Here is a 23,177-nt window from a genome sequence, read left to right on the forward strand (position 1 = left end):
ACTTGCTATAGTTTATACTTCTCGGCCTGGGGTTCATCTCACTCGCCATAACTTATGACATAAACTGTAGTAAGCACATGCTTGCTACAGTTTATATTTTCATTAAGACAAATGCAGGAAATAAGAAGGTAATCATCCAGATGCAAGCAAAATGCCTCCATTTGTATCGGAATGAGCAGCCTATCTTTCGGCTGAATTTACTCACTGGTAAGCATTGAGAGAACGCGAGCACGTAGTGATGCTGATGTTGTTCTGCATCGACCTTTGCGCGAGATAAGGGAGAAGAGGTGGGCAGCATGGATGAGGTAATACTTTACTGAACTTGGATAGCGCTAGTATCCTGGCAGACTAATCTCTATGCACCCGTGGTCTGCGCGCTGTTAACCGGAGGCTTGACCCCCTTAATCGATAAGATTCATGAAGATGCCAAAAACATGTCTCGAGAAAGTTTTATCCAGTTCCTGTGGCCAGCGGGGAGGATCAGTCTGCAGCAAACCCAACTCACGCATGCCTTTGTGCTGTTCCGCCTTTCGCTCGCAGTAATCATCGTCGGTATATCCCATCGTTTCGATCACCACAGTATGATGTTTTCCGCTCGGCTTGCTGGCTGTAACTATGAAATCCGGCAGAACAAACCCTTTTTCGCCGTTCAGGGTCACTTCTAGATCAAAAAGCGGTTTTTCCAGACTCAGAGCCGGCGCATCCGGTTTTTTTGCAACCCAGCCCGCAACTTCAGCCAAGCTTTCGATGGTAGTGCGCTCAAGTCCGCTGTCGACTGGTACCGGACATCCACGGCGGAATAAGGCATGTGCATATCCTTCGCTGCAGATAACCCTGCCATCCATCCCCCGGCGAAAGGCCAGAATGACCCAGTAGGGGGGGCGCGCACCGTCCTGCGATTCGCCATTAATACTTACGCCGCGCTCCGGACGAAACTGCAGCTCTCCGCCCGGCCAACAAAACGAGACTTCATCGCGGGTTACCTGATCGGACATAAAAATCTGAAAGAACATCCGCGTTTTGCCTGCTGGCCAGTGAGTGTCTGGACGCTCCAGTTCCTGCATTAGCTTTTCCTTGCCGTTCTCACTCATCGCTGGCGAAAAACGTACAATCTCCGAGAGTCTGCGAGCGTGGATAAATTGGATATTTTCGGCGACAGCCCGAAGTGCATTAATGGATTCCATCACTCCAGTCACAGGGAGGGGGTGTAGCGTGGCCAGACGGTTAAGTCCTGCGTCCTCTATCAGCGAAAGCAGCAGGCGTGCAATACGCGAACGTCGAGTACGCTCACCCGCCGGAGCGACCAGACGCCCCGGAGACTTAATCCTGTTTTCGGAGTCGTCAGGCGGCAAAAAACTTCGGTAACTGATACGCTTGCTGCCTGCTGTTTTACGGGTTCCAGAAGATGTAGCATCAGTATCTCCACTGAACGGACGGAACATCGCGCAGTCAGGCGCATGCTCATGGTTAAATCCGGCCAGAAAAAGAGTACCAGTGCCCTGCATCAGGTTAGCGCTGTTCATCGCCGGTGAATCGCCCGGCACACAATCACACTGCAGCCAGGCTTCCCTTTGCCGCATTTCCAGGAGGATCTTTTCTGCCAGCACGTACTGATCACGCCCGGTAAAAATCCGCCGTCCGGACACGTTCTTTAGGGCGGTTTCTTCGTCCTTGTCCAGCCAGCGGATGAGACCACCCCGAGGTGATTTCTTACGGACAAGTTTCATGGCCATACAGAACAGTTTCCTTTTCTGTGTGAGTAAGTCACTGATAGGATTGATGTACTGGAGATTAACACATTGAGCTGCTCAGTAAGGAGCGAGCCAGTTGTACATGACCATTATAATTAGTTCGTAAATATTTAAATGAGATCTGTATGTTAAAAGAATTCTCAGTTTTCACTGACACTGCAACGCTTTCAGTATTTGACATTGATGCGGTTAAGCACAGAGTTCCTGATTCACCTGACTGGTGGACCATTGAGGATAATGAGATCCTTGAAGTGAACAAGGGCAACATCGCTTTTCTTGGGTTGGGCGCTGATGGTGACTACATCGTTAAGGTGTCGGAATCTGTTGAAGGTGAAGCAGGTACACTGAATCTGCACTTCCCGTCAGGCAACGTTTTTATCGGGGCAGGCGAGGACACGTCCGGAGGCGATCTGGAGCCCGACGGATCTGATGTCATCGAAGGAGAAACCTTGAGCTTTGCGCCTGGCTACTACAGCATGAAATATTCTCGCGCAGGAAATGTAATAGAACTTTGCTTTGAGCCGACCCGGGAAAGATATAATTCTGTAGAAGAGCCTGTCCGGATATAAAAGATGGAGCCTTATTTCCATTGACAGGTCATAGCTCCATTTAAATTGCGCTGACGCAGGGAGCCGTTAACGTATGTCAGCCCCTGTGAATGCCCCTGAGTAAGGCAACAGCCTCTTCACCCGGCATTTCAAACCGGACGCGGTGGCGTGCGGCGACATCCAGAGCAAAGACTTTCGTGTATACCTCAGTCGAGCTGACGGATTTGTGCCCCATCAGGGTCTGCAGGATCTTGAGGGGGATGCCGGCGTACAGCATGTGCATGGCATAACTGTGCCGGAACGTGTGCGGCGTCACCGGCACGGAAAAGATCACACCGTCTTCCGCAGCGGCCTCAACTGCCTCATTCAGCCAGGTCCGGACTGTCCTGTCGGTGATCTCCCATATGCGGGCCTTCTCCATTCTGCCGGTGCGCTTATTTCTCCGCTCAAATGGGATCTTCAGCGTGGCCACCATCATCTCCAGCTGACTGAGGTAGTGGCTGTCGGACAGAGGGACAATCCTGTGACTTGTGCTGCCGGCCGGCGCACGACCCGCTGTCCGCGCGGCTTTTTCCTTGCGCTGTTTCAGTGTGGCCAGCTGCACAAACGGAGTGGGGGACGCCAGGTTAAAATCAGCGCGCGTCAGGGCCAGCGCCTCGTTTATGCGTGCACCGGTATTCCAGAGGGTTGAAAGCAGCATCCTCCGGTGAAGATCCGGCACGTAATGAAGCAGGGCACTGACTTCCGGGGCCAGAAGGTACTTTGGTAGTTCCTCCTGAACCAGGGCCATCTGACGCAGAGTCAGAGCCGCCGGATAGTCAATAGGTACAGGAAGTGTGCCCATGTGGACAGAAGAAGAAACGTAAGGAATAAGCCCGGTCATAGTATGTATCTCGGTGTGGCAGGTCTGTGTACAGTGTGCCGTACAGCGCACTATCTGAAATTCAGTAGCTGTTCAGGATGTCATTCCATTCCGATTTTTGATCCAGCAGGTATCTAAGGCCGGTGTCTATCGCGTCCAATAAATCGGAAGCGGCTCCCATTTTTTCACCAAAGCGACGGGTGTTGACATATTTTATCCCCTCGAGACTACGGGTACCGTCGTTCCGGCGTGCATAGCGAAAATCGGTAGCTGGCGCATCGACCTTTTGAAGCTCATTTACCACTTCCTTGATCAGATGAAAGTCTGATTTTCTTGAAGTGTCATCCACTTCAAGAATGAGTTTTTCGGCTACTGGCCAGAGACTGGTCAGGTTATGGTTATTTTTTTGTAAGGGTGTTTACCTGGATCGTCTGACTGTTTTAGCGCCAGTTCGATAATTTGTTTAATCAGGAGCTCAATGTGATGCCTGTAAAGAAACATCACGGGATAAACCAGAAAATCCTGGTCTCGCCCGGTTTCATCAATGTGGTTAATAAGAATATCGGCAGCCCGTCTGTAACCTTCGGTATAAGCTGTGCCATGATCCGGCATGTAATTAAGGCAAGCATTATTCTGCCAGTCGCTGCCGCTGGCCAGTAGCCCCGGTTCTGAGGTTTTTTTCTTTTTCATTTCAGCTCCATAATCTTTTCATAGCAGTCCCGACCCCGGTCTGTAGTGCTGAAACCCCGCCCGCTGTTATAAACACTGCTCAGCGGAGAGGAAAAAGGGCGGCGAAAACATCGAACCCGTTTCTCCGAGAAGATGCCGGGTTAACAGCAGATGCAAATCCACCTTCAGAGCACTTTCCGGCAGCCCCCCAAAATCTCGCGCGTGCCACGAATCGATGCGCCAGCCATTTTCTGGCGTTTCCGGAATATCAATGCGACGGGCCAGTTCTTTGCCGTCCAGGTCGACAATAAGCTGAACGTCAGGAGAGTTACCATCCGGATTGCTGACGCCTAATTCACGGAGATACCAGACGAAGTCGTGACCACTATCCATCAGTTCACGAAAAAGTTCCGTCTCGTCCATTTCTGCCCTCCTCAATACTTACCCAATAATCAGGCGTTCTTCGCGCCAGCCCAGGCCGCTAGTCGTTTGCGGATCCGGCCCACCGGAAAACGGTTATCGGAGTTGCGGGGGAAAATGATTTTCCCGTCATCATCCCGTCTGACGCCAAACATATCCAGCGACTGCTGAATCAGCACATTCAGCACCGGAAAATGGTCGTGCATTTCTTTCATCATGTTGTGCATCACTGCCTCCCGTCATCCAATCGGTGTTGTGCCGCAGCTTTGGCGATCTCATCCACTGCTTCACTGACCGAAAATGACCATTTCTGTTCTGGTGAAAACTGCACCCAGTAACACAGATGTGAGCCGTAGTTCTGGTTGGTATGACGGGGTTCATAGTCCACGCTGAAGGCGTAAATTTCCCGGCTACTCAAATCCCACTCTGTAAGTTCACAATAGAGTGTGTAGAGCTCCGTGAGCTCCTCAAATAACTGCCCATCACGAACCAGGCCTGACTTTTTCACGGCCTCTCGCTGATTCATAAAATGGTCCACGGCGGCTTTTTTGGATTTGAATTCCCTGCCGCCAATTTTGACTGGTATTGATCGTCCCACTCTTAACTCCTTACTGGTCAAACTGCATTGTTGAGAAATCCCGCCTTGCTGAAAGCGTATTCCTACAGGCGCCGGATTATTTTCCGGGGCGCATTAACATCGTGCTTCACCTTGAAAGGGTTGTCTTCAATACCAGGTTCATCACTAACGCAGTCATCGCTCTCACGCCGGCGCCATCCTCCCATAGGTTCAACGAAGATCCCGACGACGTATCCTTCCTGAGTGAGTAAATGTTTTGCCGGTGGGATCTGGCCGACCCCTTTCAGAACCGGATATTCAGTAGTTCGCTCATAGATGACATCGTGTCCTTCATCATGGAGTTCCTGAATCAACGCGTCAGCTGTTCTGTATTTCGATACCTGCATACAAAGCTCCTCTTGAAACTCTGAAGAGACAATCACGTAAATAATCACCCACGGTAATTATCCATCCCGCCAATAACGTACCTAACGGTCACGCAAGATGATTTTCCCCTGACGCAATCATCCCCTACCTGATAATAAGCAGCCACATAACCACACAGGTAAATTACCGGATGGCCGTTCCGGTGTGATCCGATTTTTTGGCTATTTCGAGATTTCCGGAAGGGTAGCACGCGCACGGAATAAACAATGCGGCATAAATCACGGTGCCGCAGCGGCAGGGTGCGGGCGCGTAAAACACCGCGCAGCCCTTGTGCAACGGGAGTATAGGACATCTTTTGAAAACGTTTCACGAGAATTTTCGTGGCGGTAACCGGCAGATCCGGAACTTACTTTTTTCGGATCTCAAGAGAAATAAGATGAGAGCACAGAAGGCGTAGCGATCCCGGCATCACTTTCATTTATTGAGCTTACATCACAAATCACAGCGTTAAATGATAAAATTATTTAGTTATATTTGTAATGCTAGGTTAGCATTACAAATAAAACAAACATGAAAGGAACGATGATGCTCAGCCAGCTTAACCTGCGTTTTCACAAAAAGCTGATCGAGGCGCTGAAAGTACGCGCCGGTCGCGAAAATACTTCGGTCAACGCCCTGGCCGAACGCTTCCTCGATGACGGCCTGAAAACGGTCGCGCCCGGCGACGGCTATTTTCAGCTGGTCGCCGATCCGGAGGCCACGGTCCGGCAACTGTACCGGCATATCATTCTCGGCCAGACCTTCGGCACCGCGCCCGTCTCCCGGGACGAGCTGCGCTTTATCCTGGCGTATGCCCGGGAAGCCTTTCTCTGCGGCCGGAACAGGGTGGCCACGCTCCCGGCCCTGCGTACCCTGCTGGACATCACCCGGGACCTGCTGGCCTGGCAGGCTGAGAACGACCGTCCGGTGGACGGCCACTACCTGAAGGGGATCTTCCGCCTGGCGGGGGAGAACTGGACGGCGGAATTTGATGCCTTCCTGGCGGCGCTGCGTCCCGTTGTGGATCAGATGTATGCGGAGCATCTGCTGCGCCCGCTGGAGAGCGACTGTTTTGGCCTGGCGGAGGTGCCGGACGCCGTGCTGGCGGAAATCTTCACCCTGCCGCGGCTGAAAGCCATTTTCCCCCTGGTTCTGCGCGGCCTGGACTGGACCGGACAAAAAGCGGCAGCCCTGGCACAGGATCTGCGTCCGGTGATCCCGGCCGTCACGCAGACCATTGAAGCCGGTACCCTGCGCCTCGATATCCGCACCGATGGTCAGCAGCCCGGCGAGCGCCCGGGGGCCTGGTATAACACCCCGCGTCTGCACCTGCTCATCACCGGCCAGGACTTCGTGGTGCCGTACGGCTGGGAAGCGTTCTCCGAACTGCTGGGCCTGTTTACCCTGTACGCCCGCCATCCGTCAGCCCTTGCGCACGGGCACCAGGGGGAACGCGTGATGTTTTCTCCGCCGGGAAACGTCACGCCGGAGGGATTCTTCGGCATCGACGGGCTGCGGATTTTTCTCCCGGCAGAGGCGTTTGAATCGCTGGTCAGGAAACTCACAACGAAATGTGCTGAAGGTACACTGGCGGAGGCCCTGACCGGGCTGCGCTGCCTGTACGGAGATCTGTAGTATGAAAATACTGAGGCAGTTGTGGAACCAGAAAGGGCTTGATGCGGCAGTCGAATCTGCGGCTGATGACCGTTACGGATTCAAAACCATTGCTGAAAATATTACCCGAAGCGTCCTTTCCCTCCCGCAGGACACTTCGAGCGTCATTGGAATTGAAGGGGCATGGGGATCGGGTAAAACCAGCTTGCTGAATCTGATATTAAAAAGCCTTAATCAGACAAAGGATGGCCACACGCATGTGCTACATATTTCCCCCTGGCTGAGCGGCAGCAGCCCGGTCGAAGCGCTCTTTCTTCCTGTTGCCACGGTTATCCAGCAGGAAATGGAAAGACGCTATCCTCCAAAGGGTTTCAAAAAACTCTGGCGTAAATATCTGCTGTCGCCGGAAGCGCAGAAAGTGATTGAATATGCTCAGGATACGTCGTCACGAGTCCTTCCGCTGGTAGAGTATATCGGGCAGTTTTCCCGTATTGTTAACGGAATAGCTGGCGGGATAAAAGTCTTTACCGGGACGCATTTCGCAGTGGATCAAAAAACAACCACTAAACTGCGGGCGGAAATTGCACAACAACTGGTCAGTCTAGATCTGAAATTCATTGTCGTTATGGATGACCTAGATCGTCTTGAACCGTCCCAGATTGCAGAAGTGTTCAGGCTGGTACGCGCTGTGGCCGATCTTCCGCGCTTTACGCATATTCTTTGCTATGACAGGAACATTATCACGCATGCTGTTGAGCATGCATTGCATGTTGGGGACGGGAACCGTTATCTGCAGAAGATTATTCAGCTCAGTTTCAAAATGCCACGACCCGAAACTTTCGATCTCCGCTATGAATTTGGAAAGCGGGCTACCGATTTATATGAGCAAATAAATCATCAACGGCCGGATGCCGCAATGTTAGATGATCTTGCCAAGGTGTCCGATACATATGGTGCAGCATTATCCACTCCCCGTGAGATACACCAGGCTATGAATTCCCTCATTTTCCTTTATCCGGGAATGCGCGATTTTGTGTATTTTCCTGATTTGTGCCTGCTTCAGCTTATCAGGGTGACTAATCCAGCCCTGTATGACTGGACCGAGCATTATCTTACGGAGCGGGCAGTGGTAGAGACAGGTCACGGGGCACTTGCTGACGGAGAAAAAGAACTGTTTCAGCAGGAGCTTGTCACCCTGCTGAAGAGATTTCGGGCGTCCGGAGCAAGCTCATTCTTGACGCTCGCAAACTGGATACCGGGGATCAACGGGCATGATGATGAACATCTGAATCTCTTTGAGCCGGTCAGTGAGGATTTTCGCCATAACCAGACGACCGCTAAGCGACTCAGCAGCGTGACGCACTGGCGATATTATTTTGCTTTTTCTGCGCCTCAGAATGTATTGCCGTCTGAGTTTTTCGATCGACTTTTTGTACTGGCCGCTCTACCAGAAAAGGAGTCGCAACTGTCTGAACTGCTACTGTCGAAAATAAGCAGTGAAGGCAGCATGACCGGCACCTGGTTCGAACATATTCTTAGCAGGCTGACTTCGAGCCTGATAAGAGAACATAATTTCGAAGAGTGTGCAGGGCTTGTTAAGTTTTTCTTCGATTACACGGATGAGGTCAGCACTCGCTTCCGAACCCGTAACACATGGTTTTCGCTGCGTGAAACGGGCATTAATCAGGTTGTAAGGCACTTGCTGGAGCATATGCTGGAACTCGACGAAGCCAGAACGGCTGCGCTACTGGAGACGTTCGTCAGCAGTGGAACTTCGCCATTCTGGACAGCAGATTTTATGCGGGATCTTATCTGGGAACACGGTCTGGCTCAGAACAGGGTTTCCAGTCCTTCTGAGGTTCTGCTGAGTCGTGAGATTACCGAACAGCTCCGCGACAGATTTGCTGCCCGTATGAACCAGGAGGAAATGCGGAGTCAGTTACTTTCACGTCAGTCACTCCTGGGATATCTGTATGCATGGAAAGAGATGAGTTCGCTGGAAACGGTCAGAGACTGGGTGCAAGAGGTTTCTTCGACTGATCATGGGCTTATCGACTTATTAATGAGCTTACGAACTAACGTATTCAGTTCAGATAAAGGCGCATACAGGCGAATTGATCATGAGCAGGTTAAGGACTTTTTTGATGACTGGGATGGAGTCAGACAGCGTGTCAAACAGGTGTTAGAGGATAAAATGTTAGATCCGGAACAGCTGAAACTTAAAAGTGACATGGAAGTAAATTTGATTGACCCTATCCAAACGGACACCCCTGCCTTAAAGTCGGACTGACAGAAAGAAAAGGCCGCAATGCGGCCTTTTTTCATAACATTTAGGGGCTTATGCGTGTTAAGTTTTTTCTTTATCAAAAGGAACACCGGCATACGCCAGCTCGTTCAATAGCTTTCGTTTCCAGTTCTTCAGCTCAGAATACGCTCATATCGCGAACGAAACGCTTTTTCGCCTCCCTCCATTTGCCTACATATCAGAGCCTTCATCGGGGCTTCCTGAAGCGCGCCGCAGAGTCCCGGATACAGGCCGGTACGATCGTGCAGCATACTAATAACGTATTCTGCATCTCCGTTAACCACGATAGGGGCAGAATGCGACACAATAATAAGCTGCCGGCGCTTCTTGTTAGACATAATTGCGGGTATTACGCTCATGCTCAACATCAAACAGTCCAAGTCATCCTCAGGTTGGTCCAGCAGGAGTGGATCAGTGCCATAAGATAAAAGGAACTGCAGCATGCTCGCCCCTTTCTGTCCCGGAGAAGCGGACGAAATATCCTCCATTTGTCCTCCGGGTGCACGATACCGGATGTGAATGCCATCATCGGGATACCAGCATTGCAGTGCATCCATCTGCTGGTCATTCAGACCTCTGAGGCGATTCCGGAAAGCACCATGAAGCGAGGCCCCGGCCCCGGGGTTATTCTGACTGATTTCCTGGTGCAGCGCTTTCAGTTCGTCCAGCGCCCTGTATTTTTGCTCTGTTGCCGCAGGCTGGGGGCTGAACGGACGCTGGCTGACAAAGGCATGCAGTAAGCCACTCCCATCACTATGATCGTAGATACGTTCGGCAAAATTACTGATGCCAGTCACCGTCTGATAACCAGACACGATCTCTTCATGTGGGGCACAAAGGGGAAGGATCTTGATGTCCAGATCGTTAAGCGACAGGGAAGACAGAAATGCTTTCCGGTTATGTGTCAGAGTCATTCGGTGAGCACGCATATCAGACAGCAACAGCTCAGACCGCGCCTGCGAGGCGGTAATCATTCCGTCAAGGCCGTCGTAACTTCTCAGTTCATGTTGCAGTGCTTCACAACGCGCCATCAGTTCGTTGAGGACATCGGGATTTAGTCCCTGGGCCCGGAGGGCAACAGCTTCAGCTTCCACTGCAGCCTCCTGGCTACTGACTGCAGTTCCTAGGGCTGTGAACGCCTGTTCCTGCCTGATGTCTATGAGCTCTGCAGCACATTCTGCCAGGAGTGCATTAAGTCGCTGGTCGTAATGCTGTTGTACAGACGACAGGCGTGCAATGAATTCCGTCAGTGGGCCGGACGGATCCTGTGGAATGGCAGGTATCTGCTGCGGTTCTGCTGCCAGAGACTGAATGGCTGCAATATGCTGCTCGTAGAGCTCCAGTGGGTAGGTTGCAGCAGAAAGCTCACTTTTGGCCAGAGCCAGCAGGCTGCAGACGGGATAGTAGGCGCTTGACTGCAGCTGGCTGATGGCACGCAATGCATCAGATAATTCTCCCTGCAGCGAGTCGGCTGTCACCTGTCTTGCCCGGAGGCCACGCAGGGTGATTTGTTCGTTCAGATATTCCCGTTCCAGCTCATTCCATCGTTCTTTCCAGGCCCGTTTATCGACCACCGGACTCTCGTCACAGACGCGCAGGAATGCACCGGTGTCTGAAGCCAGCTCGTAAAGCATTTTTTGACTGTAGATCGAGAGCGGGAAACGGTCGGCCGACCAGTAGCTATCAGGTATCCACTCGCCGTCACTGAAGATGTGTAATTCATGGTTACCACCCGGTCGCCAGCTGAGCCTGAAATCGGTGCCCTCTTTATGAAACACACATTCGATGAAGGAATCTTCTGTCATCCCCGACTCACTGAACTGGCTCAGATTCCGGTTCTGGGACGCAGTGAGTCCCCCGGTCTTGCGCATCGCAAGACGAATACTTTCGATGAGCGTGGACTTACCGCTGCCCCTGGAGCCAATTACGGCGTTATAAAAAGGACTGAATTCTACCGACGCTGCGTCCTGATCTGCTGGCTGGCAGTAACGGGTTCTGAGCTTCAGACTACGTAAATGCGAAGCGGGTTCCTCCGGAGGAAGCTGATCGAAAAGAACACAGTTATCCGGATCAAGTAGGGCATGACGGAGCCCGTCAAAATCAGGGGACGACATTTTTAACCAGCAAGTGCGTGCACCGGCCTGTTCAGGATGGTGAGCGTCTGAGCCCCGTAGCCACGGCAAACCATCAATAAGCCGCCGATGGGTTCCATCGGTAATATTTTCCACCTGATTCCTGATCTCAACCGCATGGGGTTTTTCCTGAAAAGCGGCAGTCAATTCACCCTGATTGGTCAGGCTTTGAAGAATGCCTTTAACCGCATCTATATGGGCAAGAATACAGACCGCCTCAGGGTTACGGCGAATATTGTTAATGATACCGGCTGGCCCCAGTTGGAGGACCAGCTGGTGATTTTGGGCATTGCGTGGAATGGGGCAGTTGTTATTGCACTGGGCCAGAAGCCTTTCCACATCGGCAGTGGTGCTGTGCGTGTGAAGAACTGCCAGAATGTGGACGTTGCCGGTTGCTGTCAGCTCCACCCCAGGAAAAAGTGTCAGCGGTCGGAATTCAGGCAGCTCGCCGGTACTCGCATCCTGAAACATTTTAGCCAACTCATCTTTCAGGATGTCGATCCAGGCACCACTGTTATGGTCGCTGATGACAACACAATCAACCTGCTGCCGCATGTAAGCAAGAAGCCATTCTCTTGGAGTGATATCAAGCATTCTGTAATCATGTGAAGCCGGAGTATGGTTATGAAAATCAAATTTATACCAGCGAGATCCTACCATCATTGTTCCTTTTCCATGGCGCTTTAGAAGTCTCCCAACTATAAGAGATTTTGTACCCAGAGAATGAAATTTTTACTCATATATTCCAGGGTTATTATGCCCCAACAACCTAAGTCACGGTATACATCACCCTCCTTTAATTCATAGCTATGAACCAATATTGGCTAAGGATCCTACTTTGACAGAAATCGGATCTGCGCGGAAAAAGAGAGAAACTAACATAGGCAGAACATATCCATATGTCCTGCATCTGCATATGCTTCATATATACATATGCTGAACATCTGCATATACTGAACATATGCACACACCAGGTGCAATGAACATCATTCCAGATATGCATCACATATCCACACTTACCCGGGAGAGAATAATGAGAACCGTATCCATTTTAAAAACGGCAACAACCGCGCCATCCGTCTTCCTCGCGATCTGGATTTTGAGGGGGTGAGCGAACTGGAAATCGTCCGGGAATGTTCTTCTACATGGCTTATGCCGGTCATCTCTTCATTCTTGGGCTGATAACCCGGCTATGCTTGCTGTAGACGCGGAAGTGAATGATCGGAAGAGGCGGTATCACCGGAATGACCGACGTTTTCTAAAAACGGGAGTTAGCCTGGATGACAACCTACAAATAACCTATGAGCACAGCACCACGCTGGCGTTAAGTCCCCATCCTGCAATTTTCAGGGCCAGTTCCTGACATGAGGTATTCGATACTTTTCTGAAAAATTCGGTCGTGTCCAGTACATAGACGCTGTGCCCGTGGCCTGAAGCGAAGCCCGTACATGCCATAAACGTCAGTAATAAGTGTTACGGCCTTATAGGCACTCAGTCCCTGTTGACGACTGAAACACATATATTCAGCGACTTCCATAGATCCATCAGTGAAAATACCTTAACTCTGTTTATCATCAAGTAAGGTGCGAGCAAATTGACGCCATTAACAATAATGATTGCGCCGACAATCACGCCCAGTGGTGTCATGGTGGCAATCATCGTAATCCCGCCGAAAATAGCGAGACTGCTTAATTTATCCCTGTATTTTTATTTATCTCCTATACAACAAGAGTTTTGGGAATAACATTGCTTCGAATAAATGGCCTCTCTATTATTAAAACATGCGTGAACGAAACTGTTAATGCATGTGTAATTAAAAGGCTTAATTCAAATCAATTTATTTAATGTAAGTTATACAAGATAAGGGATCTAAATATGGATACGATAGTAGTTACTGCACCAAATCCAGCGACTGATTTACCAAGTTACGGTGGTGGATTTTTCCCCTCAGCTCCTCACTCGCAACAAGACGCAGGAACAATATTTGCTCAGTCTGGTATGGGTTATTACCAAACCGCAAGTTTTTGTTATACCACTCTGGCATTTCTTGAAAAGTTCATCAAAGAACATGGTGCAAAAGATCCTTTAACTCTGCAAGTTGTTGCAAATAACCTCCGCTACGCCTGCCACGCAGACCGTAATTTAGTTCTGCACCCGGGCCTAAACGTTTATTTCGCATACCACACTTCGAAGCCTGCACCAAACAAGTATGATTACCGTTCTATGAACATTAAACAAATGAGCGGCGAATCGGTGACGCCCCTTGTTGCGTTTGCCCACTATCTTTGGGGTGAAGGCCAGGAGAGAAGTGTAAGTATCGCTAAGTTGGGCTTGAAAATTTCTCCGTCTGAAATCCCGGCAATCATGAATATTGTTAATTCTGGTGTCGTTGGCACGTTCCCTATCGCGTCAGACTTCGCGCGGGATACTTTTAAAGACAGTGTCATTACTGGTGGATACTTGGGTAATATCACCATGCGTACTGAAGGCACATTAACTATTTCAGCCGGTGGTAATTGGTCTTACAATGGCGTTGGTCGTGCATATAATGACAAATTTGACTTTAACCCCAGTACTCATCGTGGAGTAATTGCTGAATCCCTCACACGTTTGGGTGGCATTTATTCAGGGAAGGCTTATGAAATCTCCATCCCTGGTCAAATTGCAATAAAAGGAAGCGGTAAGCGCTAATTTATGAGGCCGAGGAATCGGCCTTTACTTTTTAGCGTATTCAACACTATTTTTTTTGCATTCATACATTCCAAAATAATTTTTGGATGCTAATGTTCCTGTTGCCTTAAAAGGCACCACAAGAACTTCTTCGCTTTGAGGATTTGAATTACTTCTTTCAATCCTGCCCCACTCCATTTTAGGCGTCTTTGTACCAAGTTCCTTTTCATCACTTTCCCATCTGTTCATCCTTTGTAAAAAATCCTTTTTAACAGCTTCTATAACCTCATTGTCGCTTGTCTGAAAGCAGTCTTTCCCTTCGTCTACAGGCCATACTATCCATGCCAAGACGGCAATGACTGCCACGCTAAAGAAAATTTTCATTTTTGATGCTTTCATAACTGCTCCTTGTATTATTCCGAATCTCAATAACATAGCTCTTGAATGTGTGCTCTATGTGAAGTTTTACATTTCAAAAGCTACGTTTCACTCCTGAGAAACCTGATAGCTTAATTTTTGCTCTATCTAAGAATGTCAGCCCGCTTGAACGGGCTTCCATGAGCAGTGTTCATCTGATCGTGACATGCACACGCCGCAAACCCTTGCCTGCCGGTGAAACCGTCTTTCCGGATGAGCACGACGCGGGAAAAGCTTACGGCACCTGGCTGGAAAGGCTGACGAAGGCCGGGAGCGCATCGCTCACGGTGACAGCCGGCGGGTTATATACGGGTCAGCACTGGAACAGGACTGCCGCAGCGGCGGCACGTGCCGGTGCCGAACTGTGGATCATATCTGCCGGGCTTGACTTCCTGCACGCCTCTGACCGGGTGGTTCCGTATGACGCCACCTTCGCCTCGATGCCGTGCTGCCATCGCGCCGTGTGGGAACGGCTGACGACCCGGCCGCCGACAGAATGCCGCTGCCCCTCTCTCACGGCACTGATGCGTGACAGGCCACATGACCACTTTATTGTCGCCGCGTCGCCCGCGTACCTGCAGGCAGTGGAGGACGATCTGTATGCGGGCAGGGAGGCGCTGGCCTCACCGGCACAGCTGACGATCGTCAGTTCGAAAGGGTACCGGGGCCGTCTGCGCGAAAGCCTGACCCTCACCAGTACGGCCATGGTGAAGACGCTGAACACCAACATGACGGGGCTGAATATCAGCCAGGCCGTGACGCTGCTGGCGCCCTGAATGACCGGAGAAATGAGATCTCCGGACATTTTATCTTCCCCTACGGAAAAAAATCAGCATGTGCATATGCCAGACATATACAGCGCAACACTAAAGGCATATACTTTACATATGCCTGAGTGTGTCAGGCGCAGCTGATACCCGAGGAGAAAGCATGCGAACAGTGTCAATTTTCAAGAACGGCAATAACCGCGCCATACGTCTGCCCCGTGATCTGGATTTTGAAGGGGTGAGTGAGCTGGAGATCGTCCGAGAAGGTGACAGCATTATCCTGCGTCCCGTCCGTCCGACGTGGGGCTCTTTTTCTCAGCTGGAGAAGGCTGATGCCGACTTCCTGACAGAGCGCGGGGATGTGGTCAGCGATGAAGGGCGCATTGAGCTATGAGCAGGACTTACATGCTCGACACCAATATCTGCTCCTTCATCATGCGTGAGCAGCCTGAAGCGGTACTGAAACGCCTGGAGCAGGCCGTCCTGCGTAACCACCGTATCGTGGTGTCGGCGATCACCTATGCTGAGATGCGCTTCGGTGCGGTCGGTAAGAAAGCCTCGCCGCGTCATGCACAGCTGGTCGATGCGTTCTGCGCCCGCCTCGATGCGGTTCTCGCCTGGGATCGTGCAGCAGTGGATGCCACGACTGAAATTAAGGTCGCCCTGGCCGCAGCCGGGACACCTATCGGGCCGAATGACACGGCGATTGCAGGGCACGCCATCGCGGCCGGCGCCATTCTGGTCACCAACAACACCCGGGAATTTGCCCGCGTCCCCGGACTCGAGTCTGAGGACTGGAGCCGTTAACACGCCGTTTCAGGTCAATTTTACGTTGTGACGTCGGTGCCTCACTCCGGCACATTGCGACCCTTTACAGGGAAGAGAAGAATAATGAGCATCAAACTGACAGAAGCAAAAGTTGAGTCCCTTATTGATACCCTCAATGCCCTCATCTGCGAGGAACAGTTGCTGACCCGTGAGCAGCGGGAAAACATGGTCAGAACGGTGGCCACACTTGGCGGACTGGGTGAAAGGGTTCGTCTCACCCAGGCGCAGAAGGAAGCCTTCAGGCAGGCAAGGGCTGAGAAGCCAGCAAAGAAACCCCGGGAGCCTGATCCGGTGTTCCCACGCTCCGGGAGCAAATGGTCGGAAGAGGATCTGGAACTGATACACTCCATCATTGATGACCTTCCGGATGCTGAAATCGATAATCATGTTATTTTTCTTTCCGGTCAGCAGCAACGCACCCCTTATGCCATTGCGCAGAGAATTGTTGCTGAGGGGCGACTCGACAAGGAATGGGCTGAGAAGTGGAGAACGACGGCTATGAAAATCCGGGAGCAGACCGCGCAGCAGGGCGATATACAGTCCGAATAATAAACGTACATATTAACAACAGATTGCCGGGTTAAATAATGTGGAGATTATTATGGAACACGACCAGTGGGTTTTATATTCCGGAGCAACGCTGGTTTTATGAGTGCTGAAGTATATATGTGGAAAATTTTGTTCCCGAGAAAACATATATCCCGCGATGAAAAACTGTCAGCCATAAATGCATTTTTCGATGAAATGTTGCCCTCTGTTGGCGGTGTGCAGCAGGGCGGCATTCTTACCCAGTCTTTAACCAGGTAGAGGCATTCTGCCCTGACATTTGATGACCTCAGAAATGATTTGATTACCCACGATGAGCCAAATTTCAGGGAACACGAAAAACTGAACGGATATGCAACATCTCCCGGCGGAGATACGCTCTGGATTTATCTTAACGATAACCAGCTGGTAAACCTCTGTATGAGCCGCTGAATATAGGGCAGAAGATTAACTGGCAGCTGCTGAGTGAAAAATCGACCGGCTGAGCCATACTGTCTATATCACAGTGTATGAGAGGAGAGCGCTATGTGTGGCCGGTTCGCGCAGTTCAGCAGCAGGGATGAATACCTGCAGACACTCGGTATAAACGGGGAAACCATAGCGTATGATCCTCAGCCACTTGACCGTTACAACGTGGCACCGGGTACCCGTGTTCTGATACTGAGTGAGCGCGAAGGTGGGTTCGCTCTTGATCCGGTTCTGTGGGGCTACAGTCCGGAATGGTGGACAAAATCCCCCCTGATTAACGCCCGCAGCGAAACCGCGGCCAGCGGTAAAATGTTCAGCAAACACTGGCAAAACGGGCGTGCCATTGTGCCTGCGGATGGCTGGTATGAGTGGAAGAAAGTCGGTTCCCGTAAACAGCCTTACTTCATCTACCGCAAGGATTCCAGGCCATTATTTATGGCTGCACTGGGTCATGCCCCTTTTGACGCTGACCACGGCGGGGAAGGGTTTGTCATTCTCACGGCCGCCAGTGACGAAGGCCTGCTCGACGTTCACGATCGCCGGCCTGTCGTGCTCGATGCAGACGCTGCGCTGGAATGGCTTCATGCCGGCACGTCAGCCGAGAATGCAGAACATATCATTGCCGGTGCCGCCCTGCCTGAGACCGCCTTCAGCTGGCATCCTGTGGCGGCCGGAATGGGGAACCCCCGAAATCAGGGTGAACAACTTATTTCCCCGGTTGAAAACCCGCTGGCGTGAAGCCTTTTAATAAGCTCTCAATATTATTCCTCAGTATTCTCACGAATATGCGAAGTAAGATAAATACTGCCTAAACAAGGTGCTTTCATATTCGTTATCATTAAAATTTTCGTTAAAGTTTTTAACCTGCATGCCGAAAATTGTTATTATTAATTTTCTATTTAGTGCATTATGAATAGTTTCTGGTTACTGAGAACAGCAATTGATAACAAAGATAAAATGAAGGCCATGTTGATACTACGGGATAAGCCAGAATCCGTTGCCCGTAAAATACTGGAGAAATCCGGCGCGGCTGTTCCGCCTTATAAAGGCCGAGCATTCTGGAAGTGGGCACAGGATTATATTATCCGTGCCTGCCGGCCTGATTCATCACGGGATAAATATCATGCACACACTGAGTGCGAAAATACAGGCATTACCGGAACAGGTCAGGGCCGGACTGAATTTAAGCCCCGCAGCGGCGGACTGGCTGAAAGTGCTCGCCCTGCTGGCCATGCTGGTCGATCACACGAACACACTGCTGCTGCCACACCTGCAGCCGGAACTTTACGCGCTGGGACGCATGGCCTTCCCCCTGTTCGTGCTCATCTGGGCGCGCAACGTGCTTCACAATCCGCACCGGCTCCAAACGCGGGCAAACAGGATGTGGCTGTGGGCGATCGTCACGCAGCCGGTCTTTTCCTTCGCCTTTGCCGGGCACGACCCGTGGTATGCCCTCAACATTCTGTTCGTCTTTGCCGGCGCGACGCAGCTACTGGCGTGGTATCACCGCTTCCGGATGCGCGGTCTGATTGCTGGTCTGGTGTTGCTCAGCCTGATGGTCTGGCCGCTGTCCTTCGCCAGTTACGGTCTGTCCGGGCTGGTTCTGGCTCTCTCGCTGGCAACATTCCTGCATTCATCACCTGGACGCCTGTCCGGAGCAGTTGCCCTGATGGCGATTGTCGCACTTCTGGTTATCAACAGTCAGCATGTCACACAGGCACCGGCAGTGGTGGTGATGCTGTCCATCCTGCCAACGTGTTTTCTGCCGGCCGCCGCTGTCGGTCTGGTCCGCACACTGACAGACGGCCACGAACGGCGATTCATGCCGGCGATATTCTTCTACATGGCTTATGCCGGTCACCTCTGTATTCTTGGGCTGATAACCCGGCTATGCTTGCTGTAGACGCGGAACTGCATGTCCGGATTAGGCGTTATCACCGGAACGACAGACATATTTAAAAGCGGGACTGAGCCAGGATGACGACCTACAAAATAACGTATGAGCACAGCAGCAACGGGGAAACGCAGACAGAAGACACTCTTCTGGAATGCGATCATGAGCCTACCACAGAAGAGCTGGAGCATGCCGTCAGCTGGGACATGCTCACGTTTCGTCGTCAGGGGGCGGCCACCTGGGTAATCATCTCGGTAATTTCGCTGGCATAAAGCGGTAACTAAGCTGAACAGATGCCACTTTCAACGTGTCATCATCAAGTAATAAATTAAGCCAACATCGAGTGCTATCTACAATCTTGCGAATGCGTTGCCGGGTTTGTCTCCTGTGAGAGACATGGTGTGAACATGGTCCCACGCTCTACTTCGCAAAATTGATTGCAAAAACAGGACGGTTTCACCTACCTCATATCTATTCGTGACTATTCACTATCATTACTTGACGACATCGTCAGCTGTTTCATAGAATTTGATTGTTAGATGATAAGCATCACCGCGTAACCCGATTAAATTTGTCGGCAGCGCAAATGAAAAAACCCGACCTCACCAGTCGGGTTTTTTTATGACACAACTTTGTCAGCTTCCCATATCTTGTATGGTTGCTCCGCCAGATATCCCTTCGTATAATCAATTTCGTTGGATAGACCCATGCGAACTGGCACATTTTGCGGACACAAACGATTTCGAAGTCCTGGTTGGGTAACAGGTGGTGCTGACCCGGCGTTCTGGCCAAATGAGTGTGGTGCTTATCATCTAACATGTGGGCTTAGCCTGACAGGCAATGTAAGAACAACGGCTGGACACCTGCGCTCTCCTTATGGAGATACCGAACGAGTGAAAGCTCTCATCGAGAAAGCGATCACTGTTCTGAAGGCGTGTATAGCGCTTTTAGAGCTGATGCGCCTCATGTTCCCATGATGACGCAAACGTAAGTAAGGCCACCGGCTAATCCCCGGTGGCCTTTAACATATAGGTCAATGTCTAAGTTATGGCTTACATCTAACGCTGAAATCGAGATCGTTGGAATTCCGGATTTCTAACCCCTCAATTCTCAAATCTTTCAATGCTTCGACTGAGTCCCATACAAATGACTCCTTGAAGTCAGGAAAGTCATCTTTCACCTCGAATGTCTTCCATTCTGGATATGATGATTTAGCTGCTTCAATGATGATCTTGGTAACCGTTTCGAACTGTGTCACGGCCGCGTTTCCTCATTAAAAAGGTTTCGACCAATTTTATCACAGCCGAGTACACCATATTGGACTCGGAGCCTTTAGCTAATCCCTGCAGACCTGTCACATAATCAGTCCTGAATCTTTTTTTACTGCCTGGCTGTGTTCGCGTTGCTAAAGAGGTCTGACCTCTCTGCTGACGTCTCGCACAAGGACATCGATGGCAGGTTGCCTAGGATTTCGAAAGCCTCGTTACTCGCTTCCAGGAGAATACAGGCTTATTCATGGGAACGTCCTCATGTGGCTTATGAAGACTTTACTGACATCGCGGTATGTTGATCAAGGGGGAAGCAGGTCAGGGATGATGAGGAGCGATCCTGTCAAAGGCCAGGTTAATACAATTACATAAAATTATAAGCCTGACTGTTTGATGCTATGAAATATAACCATTAGTAAATTCAGAATCGTTTTCATCTTCTGCACGGCAAATTACATGTAATTATTCCCAGTATTCTTATATTAATATGTAACTCAATGTTCTGACCGGATCGCTCCGCAACCCATTGATATTTAAAGGGTAAATTTAAAATCTCAATTATTTTTGTAAAAAAATATTGAAACAATCAAAAAAATACGGTTACCATCGGTCATACGGTTTATATAAATGCAAGGAGTCAGCATGCCTAACCTGTTAACAATATTCTTTCCCTTTAATATTAAAATACTCCTCAATATATCACATATTATGAAGTACAACTCAGTGCCAGGGTATACAGCAAAAGGAATATGCGCATTGCGACCGGTTTCCAGAGTGGTGCGTTGTAACTCTACAGGATTTATTTTTCTGTCGTACGGATCAAATTCAGAAAATCTGATGCAGTGTAACCATACCAATTTGCACTACAGTAAACATGGTCAGTCTGACTGGATTATTAAAAAACCACTTCAACAAAGCACCCACTAAAACATTAAATCAGGCGCCGGTTTTACAGGTTGTTTTTTTATTAAATCCTGCCAGTTGAGTTGATCGTTATTTACTGGATTTAAAGCCGCCGTGTCTGAAAGTAACAATACAAACTCTCAAGAGTATATTCAACTGATAACTATTTTACCAGTACCCTCATGTTTTCTTTAGTAACGTAACTTTCATGGATGTTATTGTTAACTGTAAATGAGTGTTATTTAACACATTCATGGCTCACTCAAAAAAGGAAAATTTATGTCGTTTATTAAAAAATTAACAGGGGTTGCTGTCACGTTTTCATCCTTGTTTATGACATTCGCTCCCGCAGCGTATAGTGCAGAAACTTCCGTCCCTCAGAGTATACAGACTCAGAAGGAGAGTACACTTCCTTTATGGTGGAAAGAAGCTGTATTTTATCAAATCTATCCCCGCTCATTTAAAGATACGAACGGGGATGGGATAGGTGACATTCGCGGTATTATAGAAAAACTGGACTATCTTAAATCATTAGGGATAGATGCAATCTGGATTAATCCACATTACGACTCACCAAACACTGATAATGGTTATGATATCAGAGACTACGAAAAAATTATGCAAGAGTACGGAACTATGGAGGATTTTGACGCATTAATTTCAGAAATGAAAAAGCGCAATATGCGGTTAATGATAGACGTGGTAATTAATCATACAAGCGATCAACACCCCTGGTTTATTCAAAGTAAAAGCAGTAAACAAAACCCATATCGTGAATATTATTTCTGGCGTGACGGTAAGAATAATCAGCCACCCAATAATTACCCCTCATTCTTTGGCGGCTCTGCATGGCAAAAAGATGATAAAACGGGACAATATTATCTCCATTATTTTGCCAGACAGCAGCCTGACCTTAACTGGGATAATCCGAAGGTGCGAGGCGATCTTTACGCCATGCTCCGCTTCTGGCTTGATAAGGGCGTGTCCGGGATGCGGTTTGACACCGTTGCAACGTATTCTAAAATTCCGGGGTTCCCCGACCTGACGCCAGAGCAGCAGAAAAATTTTGCAGAGCAGTACACAATGGGGCCGAATATCCATCGTTATCTACAAGAAATGAAACAGGAAGTCCTTTCCCGGTATGATGTAGTGACGGCAGGCGAAATATTCGGTGTTCCTCTCGAACGCTCCTCTGATTTTTTTGACCGTCGTCGCAATGAACTGGATATGTCGTTTATGTTTGACTTAATCCGTCTCGATCGCGACAGCAATGAACGCTGGCGTCATAAAAAATGGTCGCTTTCTCAGTTTCGTCAGATTATCAACAAAATGGACTCTAACGCCGGAGAGTATGGATGGAACACCTTCTTTTTGGACAATCATGATAACCCGCGGGCAGTGTCTCATTTTGGGGATGACAGCCCTCAGTGGAGAGAGCCTTCCGCTAAGGCATTAGCGACAATCATTCTGACCCAGCGTGCGACACCTTTCATTTTTCAGGGGTCAGAACTGGGAATGACCAATTATCCCTTTAAAAAGCTGAATGAATTTGATGATATTGAAGTCAAAGGTTTCTGGCAGGATTATGTCCAGACCGGAAAAGTGTCGGCTGAAGAATTTCTTGATAACGTACGCCTGACAAGCCGTGATAACAGCAGGACCCCTTTTCAGTGGAATGACCGTAAGAACGCCGGTTTTACGAGTGGAAAGCCCTGGTTCAGAATTAATCCAAACTATGTTGAAATCAACGCTGACAAAGAATTAATCCGTAATGACTCTGTGCTCAATTATTATAAGGAAATGATTCAGTTGCGGCATAAAACCCCTGCGCTAATATACGGCACCTATAAAGACATCAGTCCTGAAGATGATACTGTCTATGCCTATACCAGAACCCTTGGAAAGGAACGCTATCTTGTCGTAATAAATTTTACCGAAAAGACAGTTCGTTATACTCTGCCGAAAAATAATGTTATTAAAAGCATCTTAATTGAGGCCAATCAGAAGAAAATCGCTGAAAAACAGAGTGCAGTCTTAACATTGAGTCCCTGGCAGGCTGGGGTTTATGAACTCCAGTGATTCATTATACAATTTACTGGTTTTTCACTTCCGGGATTGTGCAGGCATAAAGGG

The 23,177-nt window shown here is 49.6% G+C and carries 23 protein-coding genes and 2 pseudogenes; 13 read left to right on the top strand and 12 right to left on the bottom strand.

Annotated elements, in window-relative coordinates; all coding sequences use genetic code 11:
- Positions 1-401: 401 nt before the first annotated feature.
- Positions 402-1,733 carry a hypothetical protein gene (locus ABIC80_RS21885; RefSeq protein WP_429178550.1) on the bottom strand — a complete coding sequence of 444 codons (1,332 nt, stop codon included), beginning with the start codon at positions 1,731-1,733 and terminating at the stop codon, positions 402-404.
- A gap of 143 nt (positions 1,734-1,876) precedes the next feature.
- Between ABIC80_RS21885 and ABIC80_RS21890 the strand changes: the two genes are divergently transcribed.
- Positions 1,877-2,320 (top strand): DUF6386 family protein, encoded by a 444-nt coding sequence (locus ABIC80_RS21890; protein ID WP_429178551.1) that lies wholly within the window; start codon positions 1,877-1,879, stop codon positions 2,318-2,320.
- Positions 2,321-2,396: 76 nt separating this feature from the next.
- Here ABIC80_RS21890 and ABIC80_RS21895 read toward each other — a convergent pair whose 3' ends face one another.
- The 7 genes and pseudogenes from ABIC80_RS21895 to ABIC80_RS21925 all read right to left on the bottom strand — a co-directional run bounded on the left by ABIC80_RS21895 (position 2,397) and on the right by ABIC80_RS21925 (position 5,213).
- Positions 2,397-3,182, bottom strand: a complete 786-nt coding sequence (locus ABIC80_RS21895) for a site-specific integrase (protein WP_429178552.1) — start codon at positions 3,180-3,182, stop codon at positions 2,397-2,399.
- Between the two features lie 61 nt (positions 3,183-3,243).
- On the bottom strand, positions 3,244-3,510 hold the full coding sequence (locus ABIC80_RS21900) for a hypothetical protein (protein ID WP_429178553.1): 267 nt from the start codon (positions 3,508-3,510) through the stop codon (positions 3,244-3,246).
- Positions 3,511-3,548: 38 nt separating this feature from the next.
- Complete coding sequence (locus ABIC80_RS21905) at positions 3,549-3,851, bottom strand: hypothetical protein (protein ID WP_429178554.1); 303 nt, start codon at positions 3,849-3,851, stop codon at positions 3,549-3,551.
- A 66-nt stretch (positions 3,852-3,917) separates the two neighbouring features.
- Positions 3,918-4,253: a hypothetical protein gene (locus tag ABIC80_RS21910; RefSeq protein WP_429178555.1), complete on the bottom strand. Its 336-nt coding sequence runs from the start codon at positions 4,251-4,253 to the stop codon at positions 3,918-3,920.
- Between the two features lie 30 nt (positions 4,254-4,283).
- Positions 4,284-4,477 (bottom strand): annotated as a pseudogene (locus tag ABIC80_RS21915) (hypothetical protein); the annotation flags it as partial.
- Positions 4,477-4,848 carry a hypothetical protein gene (locus ABIC80_RS21920; protein WP_429178556.1) on the bottom strand — a complete coding sequence of 124 codons (372 nt, stop codon included), beginning with the start codon at positions 4,846-4,848 and terminating at the stop codon, positions 4,477-4,479. The gene ABIC80_RS21920 and the pseudogene ABIC80_RS21915, both read right to left, overlap by 1 nt.
- A 62-nt stretch (positions 4,849-4,910) precedes the next feature.
- Positions 4,911-5,213, bottom strand: coding sequence for a hypothetical protein (locus tag ABIC80_RS21925; protein WP_429178557.1), 303 nt, complete (start codon positions 5,211-5,213; stop codon positions 4,911-4,913).
- 565 nt (positions 5,214-5,778) lie between these two features.
- Here ABIC80_RS21925 and pifC point away from each other — a divergent pair.
- Complete coding sequence (gene pifC, locus ABIC80_RS21930) at positions 5,779-6,867, top strand: transcriptional repressor PifC (RefSeq protein WP_429178584.1); 1,089 nt, start codon at positions 5,779-5,781, stop codon at positions 6,865-6,867.
- Position 6,868: 1 nt separating this feature from the next.
- Entirely contained in the window at positions 6,869-9,136 is a 2,268-nt protein-coding gene (locus ABIC80_RS21935; protein ID WP_429178558.1) for a KAP family P-loop NTPase fold protein, read from the top strand.
- Positions 9,137-9,264: 128 nt separating this feature from the next.
- On the opposite strand, the gene ppl is transcribed toward ABIC80_RS21935, so the two are convergent.
- On the bottom strand, positions 9,265-11,946 hold the full coding sequence (gene ppl, locus ABIC80_RS21940) for an anti-phage protein Ppl (RefSeq protein ID WP_429178559.1): 2,682 nt from the start codon (positions 11,944-11,946) through the stop codon (positions 9,265-9,267).
- A gap of 370 nt (positions 11,947-12,316) precedes the next feature.
- Here ppl and ABIC80_RS21945 point away from each other — a divergent pair.
- A pseudogene (locus ABIC80_RS21945) lies at positions 12,317-12,444 on the top strand (type II toxin-antitoxin system VapB family antitoxin); the annotation flags it as partial.
- Positions 12,445-12,607: 163 nt separating this feature from the next.
- Here ABIC80_RS21945 and ABIC80_RS21950 read toward each other — a convergent pair.
- A complete protein-coding gene (locus ABIC80_RS21950; protein ID WP_429178560.1) occupies positions 12,608-12,820 on the bottom strand; it encodes a hypothetical protein in 213 nt (70 codons plus the stop codon).
- 338 nt (positions 12,821-13,158) lie between these two features.
- Here ABIC80_RS21950 and ABIC80_RS21955 point away from each other — a divergent pair, with 338 nt between their 5' ends.
- Positions 13,159-13,974, top strand: coding sequence for a lipid II-degrading bacteriocin (locus ABIC80_RS21955; RefSeq protein WP_429178561.1), 816 nt, complete (start codon positions 13,159-13,161; stop codon positions 13,972-13,974).
- 24 nt (positions 13,975-13,998) lie between these two features.
- On the opposite strand, the gene ABIC80_RS21960 is transcribed toward ABIC80_RS21955, so the two are convergent.
- The gene (locus ABIC80_RS21960; RefSeq protein ID WP_429178562.1) at positions 13,999-14,352 is read right to left on the bottom strand and encodes a YebF family protein; all 354 of its coding nucleotides are present in this window, start codon (positions 14,350-14,352) and stop codon (positions 13,999-14,001) included.
- 158 nt (positions 14,353-14,510) lie between these two features.
- Here ABIC80_RS21960 and ABIC80_RS21965 point away from each other — a divergent pair, with 158 nt between their 5' ends.
- From ABIC80_RS21965 to ABIC80_RS21995, 7 genes are all read left to right on the top strand, one after another.
- Complete coding sequence (locus tag ABIC80_RS21965; RefSeq protein ID WP_429178563.1) at positions 14,511-15,146, top strand: DUF6884 domain-containing protein; 636 nt, start codon at positions 14,511-14,513, stop codon at positions 15,144-15,146.
- A 154-nt stretch (positions 15,147-15,300) separates the two neighbouring features.
- A complete protein-coding gene (vapB, locus tag ABIC80_RS21970) occupies positions 15,301-15,531 on the top strand; it encodes a type II toxin-antitoxin system VapB family antitoxin (protein WP_429178564.1) in 231 nt (76 codons plus the stop codon).
- On the top strand, positions 15,528-15,944 hold the full coding sequence (locus tag ABIC80_RS21975; protein WP_200134435.1) for a type II toxin-antitoxin system VapC family toxin: 417 nt from the start codon (positions 15,528-15,530) through the stop codon (positions 15,942-15,944). The genes vapB and ABIC80_RS21975 overlap by 4 nt, the downstream gene beginning before the upstream one ends.
- An 84-nt stretch (positions 15,945-16,028) precedes the next feature.
- Positions 16,029-16,514: a hypothetical protein gene (locus ABIC80_RS21980; protein WP_429178565.1), complete on the top strand. Its 486-nt coding sequence runs from the start codon at positions 16,029-16,031 to the stop codon at positions 16,512-16,514.
- A gap of 522 nt (positions 16,515-17,036) precedes the next feature.
- Positions 17,037-17,717, top strand: a complete 681-nt coding sequence (locus ABIC80_RS21985) for an SOS response-associated peptidase family protein (protein WP_429178566.1) — start codon at positions 17,037-17,039, stop codon at positions 17,715-17,717.
- 385 nt (positions 17,718-18,102) lie between these two features.
- Positions 18,103-18,882: a TraX family protein gene (locus tag ABIC80_RS21990; protein WP_429178567.1), complete on the top strand. Its 780-nt coding sequence runs from the start codon at positions 18,103-18,105 to the stop codon at positions 18,880-18,882.
- Between the two features lie 74 nt (positions 18,883-18,956).
- Positions 18,957-19,145, top strand: coding sequence for a hypothetical protein (locus tag ABIC80_RS21995; protein WP_429178568.1), 189 nt, complete (start codon positions 18,957-18,959; stop codon positions 19,143-19,145).
- A 773-nt stretch (positions 19,146-19,918) separates the two neighbouring features.
- Here the strand turns inward: ABIC80_RS21995 and ABIC80_RS22000 are convergent.
- Positions 19,919-20,131: a hypothetical protein gene (locus ABIC80_RS22000; protein WP_429178569.1), complete on the bottom strand. Its 213-nt coding sequence runs from the start codon at positions 20,129-20,131 to the stop codon at positions 19,919-19,921.
- A 1,192-nt stretch (positions 20,132-21,323) separates the two neighbouring features.
- On the opposite strand from ABIC80_RS22000, the gene ABIC80_RS22005 reads away from it, so the two are divergent.
- Positions 21,324-23,123, top strand: coding sequence for a glycoside hydrolase family 13 protein (locus tag ABIC80_RS22005; protein WP_429178570.1), 1,800 nt, complete (start codon positions 21,324-21,326; stop codon positions 23,121-23,123).
- Positions 23,124-23,177: the final 54 nt, after the last annotated feature.

Source organism: Kosakonia sp. 1610, assembly GCF_050435845.1.
GTDB lineage: Bacteria > Pseudomonadota > Gammaproteobacteria > Enterobacterales > Enterobacteriaceae > Kosakonia > Kosakonia cowanii.

Coding starts and splice junctions, on each gene's coding strand:
- ABIC80_RS21975 (WP_200134435.1), top strand. CDS start 15,528: ATGAGCAGGACTTACATGCTCGACACCAATATCTGCTCCTTCATCATG.
- ABIC80_RS21980 (WP_429178565.1), top strand. CDS start 16,029: ATGAGCATCAAACTGACAGAAGCAAAAGTTGAGTCCCTTATTGATACC.
- ABIC80_RS22005 (WP_429178570.1), top strand. CDS start 21,324: ATGTCGTTTATTAAAAAATTAACAGGGGTTGCTGTCACGTTTTCATCC.
- ABIC80_RS21990 (WP_429178567.1), top strand. CDS start 18,103: ATGCACACACTGAGTGCGAAAATACAGGCATTACCGGAACAGGTCAGG.
- ABIC80_RS21955 (WP_429178561.1), top strand. CDS start 13,159: ATGGATACGATAGTAGTTACTGCACCAAATCCAGCGACTGATTTACCA.
- pifC (WP_429178584.1), top strand. CDS start 5,779: ATGCTCAGCCAGCTTAACCTGCGTTTTCACAAAAAGCTGATCGAGGCG.
- ABIC80_RS21985 (WP_429178566.1), top strand. CDS start 17,037: ATGTGTGGCCGGTTCGCGCAGTTCAGCAGCAGGGATGAATACCTGCAG.
- ABIC80_RS21935 (WP_429178558.1), top strand. CDS start 6,869: ATGAAAATACTGAGGCAGTTGTGGAACCAGAAAGGGCTTGATGCGGCA.
- ABIC80_RS21950 (WP_429178560.1), bottom strand. CDS start 12,820: ATGGAAGTCGCTGAATATATGTGTTTCAGTCGTCAACAGGGACTGAGT.
- ABIC80_RS21925 (WP_429178557.1), bottom strand. CDS start 5,213: ATGCAGGTATCGAAATACAGAACAGCTGACGCGTTGATTCAGGAACTC.
- ABIC80_RS21910 (WP_429178555.1), bottom strand. CDS start 4,253: ATGGACGAGACGGAACTTTTTCGTGAACTGATGGATAGTGGTCACGAC.
- ABIC80_RS21905 (WP_429178554.1), bottom strand. CDS start 3,851: ATGAAAAAGAAAAAAACCTCAGAACCGGGGCTACTGGCCAGCGGCAGC.
- ABIC80_RS21960 (WP_429178562.1), bottom strand. CDS start 14,352: ATGAAAGCATCAAAAATGAAAATTTTCTTTAGCGTGGCAGTCATTGCC.
- ABIC80_RS21895 (WP_429178552.1), bottom strand. CDS start 3,182: ATGACCGGGCTTATTCCTTACGTTTCTTCTTCTGTCCACATGGGCACA.
- ABIC80_RS21995 (WP_429178568.1), top strand. CDS start 18,957: ATGACGACCTACAAAATAACGTATGAGCACAGCAGCAACGGGGAAACG.
- vapB (WP_429178564.1), top strand. CDS start 15,301: ATGCGAACAGTGTCAATTTTCAAGAACGGCAATAACCGCGCCATACGT.
- ABIC80_RS21890 (WP_429178551.1), top strand. CDS start 1,877: ATGTTAAAAGAATTCTCAGTTTTCACTGACACTGCAACGCTTTCAGTA.
- ABIC80_RS21885 (WP_429178550.1), bottom strand. CDS start 1,733: ATGGCCATGAAACTTGTCCGTAAGAAATCACCTCGGGGTGGTCTCATC.
- ABIC80_RS21965 (WP_429178563.1), top strand. CDS start 14,511: ATGAGCAGTGTTCATCTGATCGTGACATGCACACGCCGCAAACCCTTG.
- ppl (WP_429178559.1), bottom strand. CDS start 11,946: ATGATGGTAGGATCTCGCTGGTATAAATTTGATTTTCATAACCATACT.